This window comes from Lentzea terrae (genome assembly GCF_003265345.1).
GTDB classification, from domain to species: domain Bacteria; phylum Actinomycetota; class Actinomycetes; order Mycobacteriales; family Pseudonocardiaceae; genus Lentzea; species Lentzea terrae.
In genome coordinates, this window is the sequence record NZ_QFWW01000001.1 from 338031 (window position 1) to 356701 (window position 18671).

An 18671-nucleotide genomic window follows, 5' to 3' on the forward strand; every position below is an offset into this window, starting at 1 on the left:
GGGATCGATGAGCCAGCCAACCGCTTTCTCCCCCGACGACACGACTCGGTACCTGTGCGTCGCGGCCACGACCGACGAGCGCTTCGCCGAGCGGATGACCAAGGAACTGCTGAACGACGACCTGCACGGGGTGGCGCCGTCGGTCGGGTTCTCGGTGCGGCCGGTGCTGTTGCACGCGCTGGCCGGAATTCGGCAGCGCCGGGTGCGGGACTGGTGTCTCCTCGCGGCGACGGTGCTCGCGCTGGTCATCTCTCCACTGTGGACTGTCCTCGCGCTGCTGGTGATCCTGCCGGTCGGGGGTGCCCTCGGCCGGCGGGCCGGGGAGTCGCGCAGGCTGCGCGACGTCGTGTTCGCGTTGATCGCGTTGGCGATCTTGCTGCTGGCGACCGTGTCGCTGGTGTCCGCGCTCGGTGAGGCTCCCGAGCCGACACGAACTCGCCGCGCACCGGAGCCGCCGGTTGCGGAGTGGCTCGTCGGGCTGCCGTGGCTCGCGCTGCTGATCGGCCTGGCGATCTACGCGCTGATGGTGTGGAGTGAGTGGCAGACCCGCCTGACGTTGCTGAGCCGACTCACTCGGGGCGCGTTCCAGCCCGACGAGGCGCCACCGCTGCCGGCCGGCCAGGCCTGGTTGTCGGACCGGATGGCGGCGATCGACGCGGCCGAACGCGGCAACGTGACGGTCTACCACGGGTTCACCCCGTTCATCGGCCACGGCCCGCTCGTGTCGACGTGGTCGTTCGCCCTGCCGTCCCTGCGAAGTGACTCCAACTCGGAGGAGGACGCGGACAACGTCGTGCCGCTGGACACCGGCGAACTGGTCACGCACGTGCGGGACCGGTTGGCCGGCATCGGCGTGGAGCCCGACGAACTGCCCGGGCTGTTCCTCACCGAGCGCGCCTTCGTCAGCGGCAACGCGCTCACCATGCACCCCGCCCTGCTGCCCGAACGCGAGCAGGCGCCCCTGCAGCACCTGTCCGATGAGGACCTCGCCCGGCTCGCCGCGCGCCCGCACGGTTCGGCGCGGCACTACCTCTGCGCGCAGGTCCCGTCGTGGGGCGGTGAAGTGGTCGCCAGCACGTTCCTGCACTTCTCCACCGACGGACGGCTGCTGTACCTGCAGTGCGACCGGACGGTGCTGGGCCCGTTGTGGCAGCAGTACCACGACGTCGACCGGATCAGCCCGGTGCTCACCGCGGGCGCGATCGGCCGCCTGCTGGCCAGAGCGGCGAGCGGGATGGCCGGCGCCGTGCCGCGTGCTCCCCTCCGGGTGGTCCGCGACCTGACCTTCCACTGGCGCTGGGAACGGCGCCGCACCGTCGAGCGGGCCATCGCCCGGCAGGACCTCGGCTACGACTACGGCGCCCGGTTCAGCGTCCGCGAGGAGGCGACGGACGACAACTATCACAACTACTTCCAGAAGACCGACGCCGCGAAGCACCTCAAGCTGGTCGAACGGCACGTGCTGGCCGCGCTGCTGGACTTCCTCGACGAGCGCGGCGTGGACACCACCGAGTTCCGCAACCGCCAGATGACGATCCTCAACCAGGGCATCATCCAGACCGGTGGCGTGAGCAACGTGGGCAACCAGGCCGTCGGCAGCGAGGCCACCGCGACGGCCCAGTTCGCCACACCCGAACCCGCCGCCGGGAAACCGGCGTGACAGAACGGAAACCCATGCCGGAAAACTCGCCGAACTACGGCATCCAGCAGTCCGGCGGCGTCAGCAACGTCGGCAACCAGGCGGTCGGGCAGAACGCCCGCGCGGTCAGCCACGGCCTGACCTTCACCGCCGCGCCGCAGACCGGTGAGCTGATGACCCAGCTGATGGCGTTGCTGGAACGGCACCGCGCGGAGCTCCCCGACGACGGCGAGGAGGCCGCCGCGGCCGCCGAGGAGTTGCAGGACGAGCTGGACTCCCCCGAGCCCGACCGCGGGGTGATCGCGCGGACGCTGGAGCGGCTCAACGCCATGGTGCGGCCCGTGACCCCGCTGGTCGAGACGGCGAGCGAGCTGACCAAGGCGATCGAGTCGTTCGGCGGCTGACGCATCCGATGAACCCGCAGGACGGCGTGGCTGTGCGACCTGACCCTGCTGGTGATGGTCGTGCTGGGCGTCCTGATCCCCTCCATGCGGGAGAACAGCTTCACCGTCAGCGCCACGGCACTGACGTCCGTGGCGCTGGCAGCCGTCATCGTCGGCACGGTGCTCGGTGTCGGAGCACGCAACCGATCGAGCGAGTGAGGTTCACCCGCAGCGGGCTTCGACGACGTGCAGCGCGGTGGAGGTCGCCCGCACGCCGCGGAACCGCAGACCGGCGCGTTCGAACAACGCGGCGAACTCCTCCTCGTCACGTTCTTTGCCGCCGACCAACAGGAACATCTGCAGATCCATCAGCGGCACGAACGAGTGCTCCTCGTCGGTGCGCAACATCTCCACCACGAACACCCGCGCACCGGGGTTACCGGCTTCGGCGCAGCGGGACAACATCCGCACGCACGTGTCGTCGTCCCAGTTGTGCAGAACCATTCGCAGCAGATAGGCATCCGCGGCGGGCACCGACTCCCGCGCGTCCCCTGTGACGATCGCGCACCGCCCCGCCAGCGCACCGGTGCGCAGTTCGGCGTCCACCTCGGCGAGCGCCGCCTCGATGTCGAACAACGTGCCGCGCATCTCCGGATGGCGTTGCAGCACCTCGCGCAGCAGGGTTCCCTGGCCACCGCCGACGTCGACCACGTGGTGCACACCGTCGAGGTCGGCGGCGTCCGCCACGGCCGGGTTGGTGTCGCCCAGGGTCAGGGTCATCGTGCGGCCGAAGTTCTCGGCCACCTCAGGTGATCGTCCGAGAAAGGTGTAGAAGTCGTTGCCGTGCACCGAGGAGAACGGGCTGGTGCCGGTGCGCACCCCGTCCGTCAGGCTCGCCCACACCTGCCACGTCCAGTCCGGTTTCAGGAACGTGTTGACGACCGCGGCGGCCGCATCACCGCTGTCCGCGCGCAACAACAAGGAGAACTCGTTGTGCGCGTAGGTGTCCGGGCCGGTGCGGCGGAAGACACCGGCCACGGACAAGGCGCGGAACAGGCGGTGGGTGAGGTCCGCGTTGAGGCCGGCCGTTTGCGCGAGTTCGGCAACGGACGCGGGTTCCTCACCCACCAGATCGGGCAGTCGCAGGTCGAGAGCGGTGCGGAGCAGGTAGCCGGCGTGCAGGAGAACGAAGACCGGGTGCATCGTCTCGAAGAAGATCGGCCGGCGGTCCATCGTGGATCAGCTGCCCGTCAACGAGATCGCCAGGTCCGCGATCGGCACGAGCCTCGGGAAGCTGTTGACGCTCGTCGCCGTGCCGTTGAGCAGGTTGATGCTGTACAGCGTGGCGACGCCGTTCGACGCGACGATCGCGGCGAAGCCCGTCACCGCGGTCGCCTTGCCACCGCTCAGGGTGCTGTAGATGTCGAAGCCCGCGTCAGCGGCGTCCACCCCGAGCTTGCCGGTGGCGCTCAGGAGTCCGTTGTTGGCCGGCGACTGGATGAGCACCTCGTCGGTGGCGGTGCTGATGTCGAACAACGTGGTCGCGGTGTCCGGGTTCAGGTCGTTGTTGGTGTACGCGGCGGCGGTGACACCCCGGGTCGGGCCCAGTGCGGGCGGCGTCGAGAGGACGGCGTCCTCGGTCGTCGTGTGGTCACCGAGGTTGTGCCGCAGGTTCTGGCCGTTGTCGCTGACGACGCGGAGACGATCGGCCGCCGGGTTGAAGTCCACCCCGAACTTGGCTCCCCACAAGGGGACGCTCAGTTGCGAGACCTTGGTGATGACCGGGTCCGGCTGGGACGGCGGGTTCGGCAGCTTGACCGTGTAGATGCCGCCCTTGTCGCCCACCACGTACAGCAGGCCGTCCTGGACGCGGATGTCCAGGCCGATCGCCTTCGCATCGCCGGAGAAGCCCACGATGTCCCGCACCCAGTCCAGCGACTGCGGCCGATCGGTCGTGAACGTCGCCATCGACATGCCGTCCGCCGAGATCCCGAACGCCCGCAGACCCGCCGCCGGCTGCGCGGCACTGCTCGCGCCACCCGCGGCCACCCCGGCCAGCACCGACACCACCACGGCCGCCGCAGCGACGCCTCTCTTAGCCTGTGCCCTCATCAGTGCCACTCCCCTGTAGAAAAAACCTTGTGGCACAACCTATTGAGCACGACTGGACGTCGACTGGACGGCCGTGGCGGCAGCGGGTCACCAGCCGCTCAGAGAGATCGCCAGGTCAGTGATCGGCACCGCGTTCGGGAACTTGCCGATGGCGGTCGCCGTACCGTTGAGCAGGTTGACGTTGTAGAGCATCGCGCTGCCGTCCGGCCCTACCAGCGTGGCGAAGCCCGCCACGGAAACCGCCTTGCCACCGCTCAGGGTGCTGAAGATGTCGAACCCGGCGTTGGCGGCCGCGTCCACGGTCAGGTTGCCGGTCGGCGCCAGCAGGCCGTTGTTGGCCGGTGACTGGATCAGCACCTGGTCGGTCATCGTGCCGATGTCGAACAACGTCGTCGCGGTGGTCGGGTCCAGGTCGTTGTTCGTGTACGCGGCCGCGGTCACGCCCTTCGTCACGCCCGGCGTCGGCGGGGTGGACAGGCTCGTGTCGGCCACCGTGGTGTGGTCGCCGAGGTTGTGCCGGAGGTTCTGCCCTCCGTCGCTGATCACCCGGAGCCGGTCGGCGGCGGGGTTGAAGTCGACGCCGAAGTTCGTGCCGTGCAACGCGACGGCCAGCTGCGAGACCTTGGTGATGACCGGGTCCGGCTGCGAGGGCGGGCTGGGCAGCTTGACCGTGTAGATACCACCCTTGTCGCCCACCAGGTACAGCAGACCGTTCTGGACGCGGAAGTCCAGGCCGATCGCCTTCGTGTCGCCGGAGAAGCCCACGACGTCCCGCACCCAGTCCAGCGTCTGCGGCCGATCGGTCGTGAACGTCGCCATCGACCTGCCGTCCGACGAGATCCCGTACGCTCGCAGACCCGTCGGCTGTGCGCTGCTGTTCCCGCCGCCCGCGACCACGGTGGCCAGCACCGACACCGCCACGGCCGCCGCGGCGACGCCCCTCTTGAGCTGTGCCTTCATCGATCCCACTCCCCTGTTGGAAACCTTGTGGCACAAGCTATTCGGCGGCACTGGACATCGATTGGACGTCGGTTGGACTTACTGCGCACGCACCTTGCGGGCGCCCGGAAAGCGCTGTCTCATTAGGAGCACGCGACTTCGAGGGGGAAGCGATGAAGTTCAGGACCATGGCAGTCGCAGGATGTGCGGCAGTGCTCGCCGCCGGGCTCACCACGGGCACCGCGAGCGCGACGGAAGTGCTCCCGTGTTCGACGCCGTTCACCTCCCCGCCGGTGCGGATCGTCGGTTCCGGGTGGGCTTACCAGTACCAGGTTCTGTGGTGCGCTGAAGGCGGCGTGATCACCGCGATCGAACAGCGCGTCACGCACGAGGAGGACGGAAGCAAGTGCGTCTGGGTGGGCAACGCGGAGGAGTCGCTGACGCGCGTGCCGGACGGCAGCGGTGGCTGGAACACGTTCAACATGGCCGAGTTCTCCTGCAAACAGGGCGACGGCACGGACGGGAGCTTCAACCCGTGGGCCGTCGTCACCGTGTGGCCGAACGGGGACAGCAGGACGCCGCGCAAGGGCGTCGGCGACGAAATCCTGGACTAGGTTTTTTCGAGCGCGGTCCTGGCCCGGTCACGGAGCCCGAGGTAGCCCGCTCGCTGCGCGAGGCCTGCTGCCTGGCTGGCCAGACCGGCGTCCGCGGTGGCCGTCGCGAGGCCGATCAGGATGTCGATCTCCGGGTACCGGTCACCCGTGCTGCGGACCAGTTCGAGTGCCTGGCGGTAGCGGCGCACCGCCTCCGCCCGGTGCCCGAGACCGAGGTCCACGGCGGCGTGCGCGGCGAGTGCCTCCACCTCGGTCCGCACGTCACCGGCGTCCTGCGCCAGCGCGAGGCCGGTGCGTGCCTGGCCGAGCGCCTCCTCACCGCGGCCGAGGTCCAGGAACGCCGCGGCCAGCCTGCTGCGCGCCAACGCCTCGCCGCTGCGGTTGCCGGCTTCGTGGTGCAGCGCGATCGCACGGGTGAGCAGGTCGGCTGCTTCGGCGTGCCGACCGCGGGCGTGCTGCGTCTGGCCGAGGTTGCCGACGTTGAGCGCTTCGCCGTAGAGAGACCCGATCTCCCGGTACCGGTGCAGCGCCAGGGTGTAGTGCTCGGCCGCCTGCTCCAGGCGGCCCATCTCCCAGTGCACCAGGCCGAGGTTGCCGAGCGCGACGGCCTCACCCGCGGGCTGGCCGAGGCTGCGGCTCACCGCCAGGCAGCGGGTGAAGCGGACCGCGGCGGCCTGGAGCCGGCCGGACTGCCAGTAGACGCCGCCGAGGTTGCCGAGCACGGTGGCCTGTGCCTCGACCCAGCCTGCTTGCCGCGCAAGCAGTTGCGCGCAGGTGTAGTGCCGGACGGCCTCGCGGTACCTGCCCTGGCGGAAGTACACGTCGGCGAGGCTGAGCCGGGCGGCGGCACGTTCGCGGGGCTCGCCGGCCTCCTCCGCCGCGGCCACGGCGGCTTCCGCCACGGCCAGCCATTCGACGTGGCGCGTGCACATCCAGAAGTAGCCGCGCAGGGCGTCGGCGAGCAACCACGTCGTGGGCCGCGGCCCAGTTCTGATCGCCGCGACGAGGTTGCCGAGCTCGGCGTCCAGCCAGTTCGACGCCTCCGCGGGCGCGGTGATGGCGGACGGTGCCCTGGCTGCGAGAGGTGGCACGGGCAGTCGCAGCATGTGCGGGTAGAGCAGCCGGGCGGCGGTGTCCACCGCGCCCAGGTACCAGTCGTACAACCGGTGCAGCGCCGAGTCCCGTTCGCCTTCCTCGAGCGAGGCGCGCTCGGCTGCGTACCGGCGCAGCAGGTCGTGGAAGCCGTGGCGGCCGGGCTCGTGCGGTTCGACGAGGTGCGCCGCGCCGAGCCGGTCCAGCAACCGGGTGGCCTGCGGGAGATCGGTGCCGGCGAGGGCCGCGACCGCCTCGGTGCCTATGTCGGTGCCTGGCGCGAGGCTCAGCAGCCGGAACAACCGTTGCGCCGCCGCGGGCAGCGCGGCGTAGGACAGTCCGAACGCGGTCCGCACCGCGGTGTGCTCGTCGCCCTGCACCGCGAGGGCCGTCAACACGTTGCTGTCCCTCAGGTCCGCGACGTGGTCCTCGATCCCGCGCTCCGGGTGGTCGGCGAGGTTGGCGGCCGCGATCCGCAACGCCAGTGGCAAATGGGCGCACAGCTTCGCGAGTTCGGCCGCCGCCACCGGTTCCGCGCGGATCCGCTGGGGCCCCAGCACGTACGCCAGCAGTTCCAGGGAGTCTTCCGGGCTCAGCACGTCGAGGGTGACCTGGCGGGCGCCGTGCAGCGCGACCAGTCCGGTCATCCGATCACGGCCGGTCACGACGACGCAGGCCGGACCGGCGGGCAGCAACGGCCGCACCTGGTCCGGGCCGGCCGCGTTGTCCAGCAGCACCAGCATTCTGCGGTCCGTGGTCAGGGTCCGGTACATCGCCGCCGCCGTCTCCACGTCGACGGGCACCCGTTCGGCCGGCACCTCCAGTGCGGACAGGAACTGGGCGAGCACCTCGATCGGGGGCGTCGGGCCGCCCTTCGAATGGCCGCGCAGGTTCGCGTAGAGCTGCCCGTCGGGGAACCTGTCCCGGACCCGGTGCGCCCAGTGCACGGCCAGCGCCGTCTTGCCGACGCCTGCGGTGCCGGAGATCGCGGTGATCGACACCGCGCCGTCGGCGTGCGCCGGCATCAGCTTGTCCAATGTGGACAGAAGGGAGCTGCGGCCGGTGAACCCGGCGGGCGGCGCCGGCAGCTGTCTGGGCACGCGCAGCGCGGGCCGGGAACGCACGCCGGAGGTCGTCGTGCCGTCATCGTCGTGGAGCAGCGCCGCGTGCGCCGCCCGGAGCTCCGGACCGGGGTCGATGCCGAGGTCCTCCACGAGCCGGTCGCGTGCCTCGTGGTACGCCTGGAAGGCCTTCGCCCGGCGTCCGACGGCGTGATAGGCGCGGATCAGGCGCGCCTGCGAGGCTTCGTCCAGGGGCTGGTCCGCGGCCGCCTCCGCGATCTCGGGGAGCACGTCCCCCGCCGCGCCGATCTCGATCATCGCGTCGCCGTACCGGGCCAGCACCTCCCGCTGCTTCGCCACCAGCGCCACGACTTTCGGGTGCGTGGCGAGTGCGGGCAGGTCCGCGAGCGGCCGGCCGTGCCACAACCTCAGCGCCTCGCCGAGCTTCGCCGCGACCCGTCTTCGGTCGTCCTGTGTCTCGTTCGCCTCGGCGACCAGCCGGTGGAACGCCATCAGGTCGATGTCCACGACAGCGGAGTTCACCGCGTAGCCGCCGTTGACGTAAGGCAGAGCCGAACTGCTGGACCGCGCTTTGCGGCCGGGTTCCAACAGTCGCCGCAGGTGCTTCACGTGCGTCTGCAGCACGTTCGCGGCACTGCGCGGCGGCCGGTCGCCCCACAACGAGTCCATCAGATCAGCGGCGGCGACCGACTCACCTTCGGCGAGCACCAGCAACCCCAGCACGGCCCGCCGGCCGGGTGGACCCAGCTCCAGCTCCACCCCGTCGTGCCACGCCCGCGTCGAACCCAGCACCTGGATCCGCACAGACCTCCCCGCCACTGGCTCGAAGCTAATTCATCGGTCGAATGTCGTCGAACGCCGAAGGATCACGGCTCGACGGCGGGGCAGCTGGTCGCCTTGACCGTCAGCTCCAGCAGGTAGTCGTCGACGCCGCCGCGGGTGCAGGCACTGCGCGGATAGGCGACGTGGCCCCAGCCTTCGTAGGTCAGCAACGCGGTGTTGCGCGGCGCCTGCCGCTGGATGTTGACCGCCCACTCGTACGGGGTGATCGCGTCGTGCCGCGCGCTGAGCACCAGGATCCTCGGTGCGGCTGAGATGTTCAGGCGGTGCGGTGGGTTGGCCGGCCGCCCTTCGACTCCGATGCACGCGGTTGCTTCGTCGTGGCCGATGAAGCTGCCGCGCAGGAGCGGTGACCGGCGCAGCTCCTCGGCGCGCAACCGCTCGTACTGCTGGAAGTTCTTGATGCGCAACGAGAAGTCCTGGCAGACCGTCGCCAGCCGGACCGACTGGTAGTTCGGCTCGAAGTCCAGGGCGCCCTGGCGTTGCGCGCTGTTCGTGGTCGCGATGACGTGCGCGATCCAGCCGAAGTCCGGACCGCCCAGGCTGTGGTACACCCTGTCGATCAGCTGCTGCCGGCCGCCCGGTTCGCGGTCAGCGCGGACGAGTGCGGCTTCCCAGGCTTGGTAGACGTTCTGGCCGTGCAGTTCGCACGAGACCGTGCGGTCGCACCAGCGGGCGAACTCGACGAACGAGTCGTCGACGGCGGCGGCGCGCTCCCCCATGAACCGCCAGGCGTTCGCGCTGTGGTCGACGACGCTGTCGAGAACCATGGCGCGCACCCGGTTGCCGAACTTCTCCGCGTACAACTGGCCGAACATCGTGCCGTACGACAGGCCGAGGTAGCTGATCTTCCGCTCGCCCAGTGCCCGCCGGACCGCGTCCATGTCCTGGACGACGGTGGCGCTGTCGGCGTGGTCGAAGATCGGGCCGCTGCGCTCCCGGCACTTCGCGAGCACGCCCTGGTTGTGCCGCAACAGGGTGGTGAACGCGGCCTCGTCGGCCGGGTAGTGCGACGGCTGGTCGGTCATGAGGTCGGCGCAGCGGATCGGCAGGCTGTTCCCGGTGCCGCGCGAGTCGAGGCCGACGATGTCGAACCTGGCGCGCAGTTCCGGGCTGAACAGGCGGGAGAGCGCGAACTGCGCAGCCGAACCACCAGGGCCGCCGGGGTCGACCATGAGCACGCCGAGCCTGCGCGCCGGATCGGTGGCGCGGTGCCGTGCCAGTGCGACGTTGATGCGCCGGCCGTTCGGCTTGCGGTAGTCCAGCGGGACTTCGAGCGTCCCGCACTCGCCGGCGGGGTTGTCCGGGCACTGCACCCACGCGATGGGCTGAGCAGACCACGTGGGTCCGGCGTTCGCCGGACCCACGTGGACCACCAGGACCAAGGCGGCCAGGAGTACCCGCATCATCGACCGCACAACGCCTCCAGCTCTGCCGTGAGGCCGCCCACCTTACGTGAAAGCGCTTTCAGGACGGCGGACAGCTCCCCTGGCAGCTAGCCGAAGTTCACGTCACTGCACCACATGTAGGCCTGGTCGAGGTGTGAGGCCTGCCAGATCGTGAACACGATGTGGTGCCCCCGGTAGCCGGACGTCTGGACGTTGAACCTGATGTCCTTGGCCGGGGCGAACCTGCCGGTCTGCGTGATGAGGTCGAGGTTGCCCCAGCCCAGGCTCTGGGTGGTGGGGTCGAACCCGTTCTTGCTCACGTAGACCCGGATGTAGTCGGCACCATGGCTCGCCTGGTCGTACAGGTGCATCGTGAAGTTCGCGCTGATCGAAGTCGTCTTCCAGCGGCCCGGCGTGTTCAGGGAGTTGTTGCGCGCCAGGGCGTTGCTGCAGAGCTGACCGTTGGGCGTGCTCCCCTGGAAGTTGCCGCGAAGGCCGTCCCGCAGCGCGCTCATCCAGTTCCACATGGTGTCGGCGTTGGCCTGGAAAGCCTGATAGCACATGGGATCCTGCTCCCGCATGGCGGGATTGGTGTGCTGGCTGCCCCAGGTCTTCCAACACTGGTACGCGCGGGTGGCCGGACTGACAATGGTGCCGTGCGCCGAGGCCGTCGGCGTCCAGACGAACGTCCAGGCCAGCATGCTGACGATCAGCACGAGGACGCCACGTCGTCTGTTCGCGGACCAGGAGGTGCTGGTGCTCATGCGCATGAAATGGGCCTCCATTCTCCGATGATCGAGCAGCGGCGGAATGGGAGCGCTCCCAGAGCATTTAGCGTACCCGTAACATTCCGAGATCACAACGAAGCATTGGGTGACAATGGAGTTCGTGGCCCGCTGGAACGCCAGCGGGCCACGAACGGTCAGTAACCCTTGCGCCTGACCGTGTTCGCCACGACGAGCGGGGCGAGCTGGATCGAGTCGACGTTCGGACCCCAGGCTGCGGGGTTGCCGAACGTGAGCGCACCGCTCTGCGTGCTCAGGTCGATCGGCGACGTCTCCGGCCAGAACCCGTCCCAGGTGTAGTTGTGCCGGTACGGCGCGGTGGTCGCCTTGCCGCCGGCCTCGGTCGCGGTGAGGGTGCGGGTGACGGCGTCGGTGTTGTACGGGTGCCCGGTGTTCTTCTCGGCCTGGGCGTAGGCGACGGTGAGGTTGTACTGGCCGGGGGCACCGGAGCGCGGGATCGTGAGCGTGCCGCCGTTGCCGAGCCAGCCGACGTAGGTGCCCCACGGGCCCGCCGTCACGGCCGCACCGCCCGCCAGCACACCGGACTCGGCCTCGACGCGGACCGCGTGCCGGTCGGCCGCGGTGTCGCGCACGACGGTCAGCGTGCCCAGGGACAGCGGCATCCGGCCGGTGTTGGTGTACTTCAGCTCGGTGATGCCCGCCTTGAGGTGCACGGTCGTCGTGCCGGACCACGCACCCGTGCTGGAGCCCACCAGGTCGGCACCGGCAGCACGGCGGCCGGAGAACGTGAGGCCCAGTGCGCTGCGGCCGATTCCGGTCCAGTCGGTGGTCAGCCGGTAGTACCCGTCCTCGGCTGCGGACACGTACGTCGTGGCGGTGCGACCGGCCATGAGTTGCGCGGAGCCGCGGGCGTCGGACAGCGGGTACACCGTGCGTTCGGGGCCGGTGAGCTCGGTCAGGTCGACGCGGTCGAGCGTGACGTTCGAGGACGCGCCGAGGAACCCGCCAGGACCGCTGGTGCGCAACGAGATCCGGTGCGTCCCCGCGCTGAGCTGGATCGGGGTGTCGTACCGGCCGCGGTACGTCCAGCCCAGCGTCGCGGGCAGCGTCAGGTTCCGCACGTGCGCGTCGTCCACGTAAAGCGCTTGCTGGCCAACGAAAGCGTTGGTGCCATAGAGCACCCCGAGGCGGTAGGTGCCGGTGCGCGGCACGGTCACGCTGACGGTGACGCGGGAGTCCGCCCGGTTCATGGAACCGACGTCCTTGCGGCCGGACGTGGTGTAGCGCATGGCCATGTCCCACGAGCCGGAGCCGTCGTCCTGGGTGTACACGGTGGCGTTCTCGACCAACCCGGACTCGGCCTCGTAGCTCGCCTGCCACGAGGCGTTCGCCACCGGCGCAGCACCGGCAGCACGCGTGATGATCACCTGGTAGGCGGCCAGCTGGTCGCCGCCCGGCACCGGCACGGACACCTTGCCGTTGACGACGGGCACCCTGGAGGCGGTGACGACCGGCGGCTGGCCGGCGTCACCCTCGTAGCCGGACCAGGTCGTCTTCGAGACCCGCACGTCCACCTGAGACCCGAAGACCCTGGCGTCGACGCCGGAGACCGCCACGTTGACGTCAGAGGTGGTGCCGCCGAGCAGCACGGTCGCCTTGGCGCCGGACCGCGTTGCCAGGCCCTGCAAGGAGTCCCTGGTGTTCGGGCGCGGCGGCGTCACGCGGACGGTCTCGCCGGCCAGGTCCGCATACCACTTGGTGAGCCACCAGCCACCGTTCGCACGGCCGGCGCGCACGGCGTTGTCGCTCAGGTTGCCGGCCAGCGACCAGTACGCCAGCTGACCGTCCACTTTGGTGTCTTCCAGCATCGTGATCCACTGGATCATCTGGCCGGGCACCGAGGTGTCGCGCCGGTTCGAGTACTCGTTGATGCAGATCTGGCGAGGCGTGATGCCCAGCGACCGTTCGATGGCGCGATAATCCGCGTAGTGCGAGCGGTACGACGCCAACGAGTCGGGGCCGAGCTCGTGCCACGTCGTGATGTCGGGCAGGACGTCGTTGGCCTTGGCGTAGGTGAGGAACTCGCGCAGGTGATCAGCGCGGTACTGGGTCTCCCCGATGCCGGTGATGCGGGCGTTCGGCAGGATGGACCGCACCAGGCGGTAGGCCCTGGTCCAGTCGGAGAAGAACTTCTGCTTCTTGTTGGCCCAGTCGGAGTACCAGATGCCGTCCGGCTCGTTGAAGATCGTCCAGACGAACCGGTCGCGGTCCGGTCGCGCGGCCACCTTCTCGACCTGCGGCCGCAACCGGGCGAGGTAGTCGTCGATGCCCAGATCCTCGTACGGCCACTTGCTGTAGGTGTCCTGGGTGTAGATGTGGACGTCGGTGCCTCCCGCGGCGAAGAAGCCGTCGGCGACCTTCAGCGCGTCACCGTTGGGGTGCTGGTCGCCGTCGGGCGCCTTCTGGGAGATCGTGCGCGGCCGCATACCCGCGATCACGTCCTGCGAAGGAACGCCGGGATCGCCGAGCCCGTAGAGGATTCCCGTGGCACCACCGTGGAACGCGCCGGTGGTGGCGGACAGGTCGACGTTCAGGGTCTCGGTCGCCGCGGCCGCGGTCGGTGACAACGTGGTGAGCACTAGCAAGGAGGCCAGCGTCAAAGCAGGGAACCGCATCGGAACTCCGTTCATTTGACGGCTCCGCTGGTGATGCCCGAGATGATCCTGCGCTGGGCGACGGTCAGGACGACGACCAGCGGCAGGCTCATCAGCACCACGTAGGCGAAGATGAGATGCCAGTTGTTGAGGTAGAGCCCCGCGCTCGCGACGCGGAACAGGTTGAGCGGCAACGTGTCCAGCCGCCCGCCGATCACGAAGAAGGCGTAGAACACGTCGTTCCAGACGTAGAGGCAGATCAGGATGGTCGCGGTGGCGAGCACCGGGCGCAGCATCGGCAGCACGATCCGCCAGAAGACCTTGACCGGTCCGGCGCCGTCGATCTGCGCGGCCTCCTCCAGCGACACCGGGATCGTCCGCACGAACCCGGTGACGAAGAAGATCACCGTCGACATGTAGATGCCCGTGTAGACCCCGATCATGCCGATCGCGCTGCCGGCCAGCCCGAGCTGACGCAGCAACAGCACCACCGTGACGACGGCGGGTGGCAGCACGATGCCGCTGATGCCCAACGCGTACAGCACGGCGTTGAGCCGGGTGGCGCGGCGGGCCAGCACCCACGAGGCCATCGACCCGAAGACCAGCAACGCGAAGACCGTGGGCACGACGACGAGCAGGCTGCCGAAGAACGCGGCGGGCACCTCGCCGTCGGTCCACACCTGCCGCAGGTTCTCCCAGAGCTGCCACCGCTGCGGCAGCGAGAAGTCCGGGTTCAGCGCCTCGCCCTGCGACTTGCCCGCGGTGACCACCACGAGCCAGAGCGGGACACCGATGACCACGAGCACCAGCGCGGTCACGGCGAACGGCTGCAGCTTCCTCACAGGATCGCCTCCCGCCGGCGCAACGTCCTGATCACCGGGAAGGCCAGCAGCGCGACGAGCAGGAACAGCACCAGGCTCATCGCGGTGGCCTGTGCGAACAGGCCCTGGCCGAACGTGCGGTAGATGAAGATGTTGAGGATCTCCGTGGTGCGGGCCGGTCCGCCGCCGGTCGTCGCCTGGACGATGTCGAAGCCGTTCATCGACCCGAGCAACGCGGTGGCGACGTTGAACGTGACCGCCGGAGCCAGCAACGGGAACTTGACCGCCCAGAACGCCCGAGCGCGCGAAGCACCGTCGATGCGCGCCGCCTCCAGCAGGTCCTCGGGAATCGTTTTGAGGCCCGCCAAGTAGATCAGCATCGACAGACCCATCCACTTCCACGCGTGGATCACCGCGACCACGACGATCGACCACGTGGTGTCGCCCAGCCACGCGTAGTCGATGCCCAGCAACCCGTTGAGGCTGCCCTGCGGCTTCAGCAACGCCTGGAAGACGTAGCCGACCGCGAGCGCGGACATCAGCACCGGCACCAGGAAGAACACCCGCGCCACCCGGTTCAGCCGGGTGTCGCGCTCCAGCAGCACCGCGAGTCCGAACCCGAAGAGGTTCTGGAACAACGCGACCAGCACCGCGTAGACGAGGGTGATCCGGACGGCGCGCAGCAACGTGCCGTCCGACCCGAGCTGGGCGAAGTTGTCCAGCCCCACCGGGTTGATCGCGCTCTTGAAGCCGGACCAGTCGGTGAACGCGTAGATGAAGTTGAACAGCGTCGGCAGGAAGAAGAACACGAGCAGAATCGCGAACGCCGGCGCCAAAAACCACCAGGGATGGGTCTGCCGGCGCATCAGAATCCCGGCGCCCCGGCGGCCTTGGCCAGCTGGTCGAACTGGTCCTGGGTGGCCTTCGCGACGTCCTCCGGCGACATCGTCCCCACGATCATGTCCGCGAGGTTGATGTACAGATCGGGGTTCGCGAGCGCGAGCGCCTGCATGGACCCGACCGCGGTGGGCAACGAGGCGTGCACGTCCACCAGAGCCTTGGGCACACCGGCGGGGTTCGCGACGGCGGGCTGCAGCGAGACGGTGTTGCGGTCCTTGACGAACTCCGCGTAGTCCGGCCCCATCCAGAACGCCAGCAACTGCCGGGCCGCGGCCTCGCGCTTGGCGTCACCGGTGCGGAACGCCACCAGCGCGTTCGACTGGTCCGGGATGAACGTGCCGACCCGGCCGGACGGCGAGATCGGGAAGAACCCGATCTTGCGGTCCAGCGCCGCGGTGTCGGACTTCGCCTGCAGCTGCCCGAAGAACGAGTTCACCTGCAGCACCATCGCGGCCTTGCCGTCGAGCAGCGCGGCACCCTGGTCCTCGAACTTCGCGGTCTTGATGTCGGTGTTGAACAGTCCCTCGTCGATCAGCGACTTGTACTTCTTGATCGCGTCAACGACGACCGGGTCGGTGAACTTCGCCTCACGCTTGTTCACCTTGTCCCACAAGCCGCTCTGCGCGGCGTCGGCCAGCAGGACCTGCACCCACCACTGCGTCGCCCACCGGTCGCCGGCCATCTCGAAGAACGGCGTGACGCCCTTGGCCTTCAACGAGCGCGCCGCCGTGACCATGTCGTCGAAGTTCTTCGGCAGCTCGGTGATGCCGTTGGCGGCGAAGACCTCCTTGTTGTAGTAGACGCCTTCGACGGCCGGGCTCGTGACCAGCGCGGCGTAGCGGGTGCCGTCGAGGATGCCGGTGATGTCCTTGAGCTCGGGCGCCAGCTTCGGCAGCCACGGCGCGTCGGTGAGCGGCTGGAGGTTCGTCTTCGCGTTGATCGCGGTGAGCATCGACGCGGTGGGCTGCCAGAACGCGAGGTCCGGCTTGTCCCCCGTCGCCACCTTCGTCTGCACGCCCTGCTCGTACGGGTCGGGGATCGTCACGACCTCGACGTCGGCACCGGTGGCCTGCTCGAACGCCGACACCACCTGCGCGGGCACGGTGTTGCTGTTCTGCGCGGCCCACACCGTGAGCTTCACGCCGGCCAACGACGACGTGGGTTCCGGCCAACCCGCAGGACCGTCGGAGGAGGAGTTCGTGCCGGGGTCGCTGCAGGCCGCGACACCCAGCAGAAGTGTGGCCGTGACGGCGCAGATCCATCGCTTCATCGCGTTGATCCTTCGGTGGGAGGGGAGACGATCCGGAAGAGACGTGCGGCGGCCTTGGCCGGGCCGGAGGGCACCACGGTCAGCGAACCGGCGCCGGAGTTCCAGTTGCAGGTCCACGCGGGGAGCTCGCGCGGGTAGAGCACGTCGACGTCGATGTCCGTGCCACGCAGGTGCGGCAGTGCCAGCGACACACCGGAGCCGTCGCCGTCGCGTTGCCACACCGCCAGGTACGTGACGTCGCCGACCTTGAGCGCCAGGCTCAGCCACGGGTCGCTCCACGCCGGCAAACCCAAGGGCCACAACGGAACCGCGCGCGTCAGGCCGGAGCGCATCTCCCGGTGCACCCGCACGGCGGCCCGGACGGACGCCAGCTGCTCGACGCTCATCAGGTCGAGCCGCCCCGACAGGTAGAGGCGGCCGAGCATCCCCGTGCACAGCGAGTACGCGAAGTCCTCGGCCGGCATGTCGGGTTGCGGGTAGGCCCAGCTGGCGGACTGCTCCGGCAGCACGGACATCGGTGCCGACACGGCGATCGGCGGGTAGCGCAGGTGGTCCTGCTGGTCGCTGGTCGACTGGAGCTGCAGGCGCGACAGCATCGCGTAGTCCATCCGCATGGCGCCGGACGCGCAGTTCTCCAGGATCAGGTGCGGATGCCGGTCGAGCACCTTGTCCAGCCACGCGAGGTGCGCCCGGTTGTGCGCGAGCAGTCCGGCGCCGACGCTGTCCGCCGCGACATCCGTGCCCGCGCCGGGGTCGACGTTGTAGTCGAGCTTGAGATAGCCGACGCCGAGATCGCCGACCAGCCGGTCCACCACCGCGTTCAGGTGCTCGACGGCAGCGGGGTGGCGGAGGTCGAGGTGATAGCGGTCCTGTTCGACGAGCCGGATCCCGCCGCGTTTCAGGAACGCGTTCGCGGGCAACCGGTCGGCCATCGGGCTGCGCACCCCGATCACCTCCGGCTCCAGCCAGAGGCCAGGCACCATGCCCCGGTCGCGGATGTGGGTGAGCACCTCCTCGAGGCCGCCGGGGAACCGCGTCGTGGACGGCTGCCACTCCCCCACGCTGTCCCACCAGTTGCCGCCGTCGTCGTACCAACCGGCGTCCACGCAGAACACCTCAGCGCCGACCTCGGCGGCCGCGTCGATCAACGGCAGCAGCTTCGCCGTGGTCGGATCGCCCATGAGCGTGTTCATGTAGTCGTTGAACACCACCGGAAGCGTGGACCGCTCGGGGTGCGGGCGCAGCAGCTCGCGCCGATGTGCGGAGAGCGCGGCGATCGCGCCGTCCAGACCGTCGTCGGACACGGCCACCGACACCGGCACCGTCGTGAACGACTCGCCGGGCTCCAGGCGGCACTGCCACTGGTGCTCGAGGTCGGTCGGTCCGAGCAGCGCGAAGTACACGCTGTCGAGCCGTTCGCCGACCTCCCAGTGCCACGGGCCGTTGTGCTCGATCTGCCACAGCCACGCCTGTCCGGTGTGCCGGTCGACGAGCCCCGCGGTCGGCAGGTGCGTGCCGGTGGACCAGGTGCCGGTGCTGACCGCGGCGACCCGGCCGCGGCCGTCCTGCCCGTGCATCCTCAGGTCGAGGTCCGGCACGGAGTCCCGCAACGGGTGCCGGACCCAGCGGCCTTCACCCAGCCACTCGCTGTCCGCGCGCAACAGGTCGACGTCCTCGATCCGCGCACCGGGGAAACCCGCGGCGAACGAGGTCGCGCCGAGCAGCAGCGCCGCCGAGTCACCCCGGTTCGTCACCGTCGTGGTGACCTGGCAGGCAGCGACCCCGTCCACCGTCCGGAACGTCGTGCGCGCGACCAGGCCGGTCCGCTCGTCGCGCAGGTCGAGGTGCAGCTCGCTCCACCTGCCGTCGGTGGCGAGCGAGGAGCCCGCGAACAGCATGCGCCGGCCGACCGCCGTCTCGACGAACCGCTGGGAGACCTGGCCGCGGCCTTCGCTCGCGACCATCAGCTCCACCAGCGGCTGCGCGGACCTGGGCAGCACCCGCGTTCCCGCCGCCAGTGACCGCACGCTGACCGGTCCGTCCGGCGACACGTCCACGACCAGCTCCAGCGCCGCGTGGCCCCAGGTCACCGTCGTCTCGGACTCGACTGAGATCAACCTCGCCTCAATTCTTGCTGGTCAACATCTATGTGACCGGTCACATTGATTGGCGGGAAGTGTGACCGGTCACA

The 18671-nt window shown here is 69.6% G+C and carries 15 protein-coding genes; 4 read left to right on the forward strand and 11 right to left on the reverse strand.

Annotated elements, in window-relative coordinates:
• The first annotated feature begins 7 nt into the window (after positions 1-7).
• The 3 genes from DI276_RS01505 to DI276_RS49660 are packed head-to-tail and all read left to right on the forward strand — an operon-like array spanning position 8 to position 2241.
• Positions 8-1660, forward strand: coding sequence for a hypothetical protein (locus DI276_RS01505; protein ID WP_112261417.1), 1653 nt, complete (start codon positions 8-10; stop codon positions 1658-1660).
• A complete protein-coding gene (locus tag DI276_RS01510) occupies positions 1657-2043 on the forward strand; it encodes a hypothetical protein (protein WP_157984453.1) in 387 nt (128 codons plus the stop codon). The genes DI276_RS01505 and DI276_RS01510 overlap by 4 nt, the downstream gene beginning before the upstream one ends.
• A 54-nt stretch (positions 2044-2097) precedes the next feature.
• Positions 2098-2241 carry a hypothetical protein gene (locus tag DI276_RS49660; protein WP_157984454.1) on the forward strand — a complete coding sequence of 48 codons (144 nt, stop codon included), beginning with the start codon at positions 2098-2100 and terminating at the stop codon, positions 2239-2241.
• A gap of 3 nt (positions 2242-2244) precedes the next feature.
• On the opposite strand, the gene DI276_RS01515 is transcribed toward DI276_RS49660, so the two are convergent.
• From DI276_RS01515 to DI276_RS01525, 3 genes are all read right to left on the reverse strand, one after another.
• Positions 2245-3255, reverse strand: coding sequence for a methyltransferase (locus DI276_RS01515; RefSeq protein WP_112261419.1), 1011 nt, complete (start codon positions 3253-3255; stop codon positions 2245-2247).
• A gap of 6 nt (positions 3256-3261) precedes the next feature.
• Positions 3262-4134, reverse strand: a complete 873-nt coding sequence (locus DI276_RS01520; RefSeq protein WP_112261729.1) for a DUF4394 domain-containing protein — start codon at positions 4132-4134, stop codon at positions 3262-3264.
• An 87-nt stretch (positions 4135-4221) separates the two neighbouring features.
• Positions 4222-5094 (reverse strand): DUF4394 domain-containing protein, encoded by an 873-nt coding sequence (locus tag DI276_RS01525; RefSeq protein WP_112261420.1) that lies wholly within the window; start codon positions 5092-5094, stop codon positions 4222-4224.
• 152 nt (positions 5095-5246) lie between these two features.
• Here DI276_RS01525 and DI276_RS01530 point away from each other — a divergent pair, with 152 nt between their 5' ends.
• On the forward strand, positions 5247-5687 hold the full coding sequence (locus tag DI276_RS01530; RefSeq protein ID WP_157984455.1) for a hypothetical protein: 441 nt from the start codon (positions 5247-5249) through the stop codon (positions 5685-5687).
• Here the strand turns inward: DI276_RS01530 and DI276_RS01535 are convergent.
• From DI276_RS01535 to DI276_RS01570, 8 genes are all read right to left on the reverse strand, one after another.
• Entirely contained in the window at positions 5684-8680 is a 2997-nt protein-coding gene (locus DI276_RS01535; RefSeq protein ID WP_232836378.1) for an AfsR/SARP family transcriptional regulator, read from the reverse strand. The two genes, DI276_RS01530 and DI276_RS01535, sit on opposite strands and share 4 nt — an antisense overlap.
• Positions 8681-8727: 47 nt before the next feature.
• Positions 8728-10110 carry an alpha/beta hydrolase gene (locus tag DI276_RS01540; protein WP_232836379.1) on the reverse strand — a complete coding sequence of 461 codons (1383 nt, stop codon included), beginning with the start codon at positions 10108-10110 and terminating at the stop codon, positions 8728-8730.
• An 86-nt stretch (positions 10111-10196) separates the two neighbouring features.
• On the reverse strand, positions 10197-10874 hold the full coding sequence (locus DI276_RS01545; RefSeq protein ID WP_232836380.1) for a lytic polysaccharide monooxygenase auxiliary activity family 9 protein: 678 nt from the start codon (positions 10872-10874) through the stop codon (positions 10197-10199).
• 137 nt (positions 10875-11011) lie between these two features.
• Complete coding sequence (locus DI276_RS01550) at positions 11012-13525, reverse strand: carbohydrate-binding protein (RefSeq protein ID WP_112261422.1); 2514 nt, start codon at positions 13523-13525, stop codon at positions 11012-11014.
• Positions 13522-14331 carry a carbohydrate ABC transporter permease gene (locus tag DI276_RS01555; protein WP_112261423.1) on the reverse strand — a complete coding sequence of 270 codons (810 nt, stop codon included), beginning with the start codon at positions 14329-14331 and terminating at the stop codon, positions 13522-13524. Before DI276_RS01555 ends, DI276_RS01550 begins: the two co-directional genes overlap by 4 nt.
• The gene (locus tag DI276_RS01560) at positions 14328-15176 is read right to left on the reverse strand and encodes a carbohydrate ABC transporter permease (RefSeq protein WP_112261424.1); all 849 of its coding nucleotides are present in this window, start codon (positions 15174-15176) and stop codon (positions 14328-14330) included. The genes DI276_RS01555 and DI276_RS01560 overlap by 4 nt, the downstream gene beginning before the upstream one ends.
• Complete coding sequence (locus tag DI276_RS01565; RefSeq protein WP_112261425.1) at positions 15176-16480, reverse strand: ABC transporter substrate-binding protein; 1305 nt, start codon at positions 16478-16480, stop codon at positions 15176-15178. Before DI276_RS01565 ends, DI276_RS01560 begins: the two co-directional genes overlap by 1 nt.
• Positions 16477-18597 carry a glycoside hydrolase family 36 protein gene (locus DI276_RS01570; protein ID WP_198680398.1) on the reverse strand — a complete coding sequence of 707 codons (2121 nt, stop codon included), beginning with the start codon at positions 18595-18597 and terminating at the stop codon, positions 16477-16479. The genes DI276_RS01565 and DI276_RS01570 overlap by 4 nt, the downstream gene beginning before the upstream one ends.
• Between the last annotated feature and the right edge of the window lie 74 nt (positions 18598-18671).

Coding starts and splice junctions, on each gene's coding strand:
- DI276_RS01505 (WP_112261417.1), top strand. CDS start 8: ATGAGCCAGCCAACCGCTTTCTCCCCCGACGACACGACTCGGTACCTG.
- DI276_RS49660 (WP_157984454.1), top strand. CDS start 2,098: ATGGTCGTGCTGGGCGTCCTGATCCCCTCCATGCGGGAGAACAGCTTC.
- DI276_RS01515 (WP_112261419.1), bottom strand. CDS start 3,255: ATGGACCGCCGGCCGATCTTCTTCGAGACGATGCACCCGGTCTTCGTT.
- DI276_RS01520 (WP_112261729.1), bottom strand. CDS start 4,134: ATGAGGGCACAGGCTAAGAGAGGCGTCGCTGCGGCGGCCGTGGTGGTG.
- DI276_RS01525 (WP_112261420.1), bottom strand. CDS start 5,094: ATGAAGGCACAGCTCAAGAGGGGCGTCGCCGCGGCGGCCGTGGCGGTG.
- DI276_RS01530 (WP_157984455.1), top strand. CDS start 5,247: ATGAAGTTCAGGACCATGGCAGTCGCAGGATGTGCGGCAGTGCTCGCC.
- DI276_RS01540 (WP_232836379.1), bottom strand. CDS start 10,110: ATGATGCGGGTACTCCTGGCCGCCTTGGTCCTGGTGGTCCACGTGGGT.
- DI276_RS01545 (WP_232836380.1), bottom strand. CDS start 10,874: ATGGAGGCCCATTTCATGCGCATGAGCACCAGCACCTCCTGGTCCGCG.
- DI276_RS01550 (WP_112261422.1), bottom strand. CDS start 13,525: ATGAACGGAGTTCCGATGCGGTTCCCTGCTTTGACGCTGGCCTCCTTG.
- DI276_RS01560 (WP_112261424.1), bottom strand. CDS start 15,176: ATGCGCCGGCAGACCCATCCCTGGTGGTTTTTGGCGCCGGCGTTCGCG.
- DI276_RS01565 (WP_112261425.1), bottom strand. CDS start 16,480: ATGAAGCGATGGATCTGCGCCGTCACGGCCACACTTCTGCTGGGTGTC.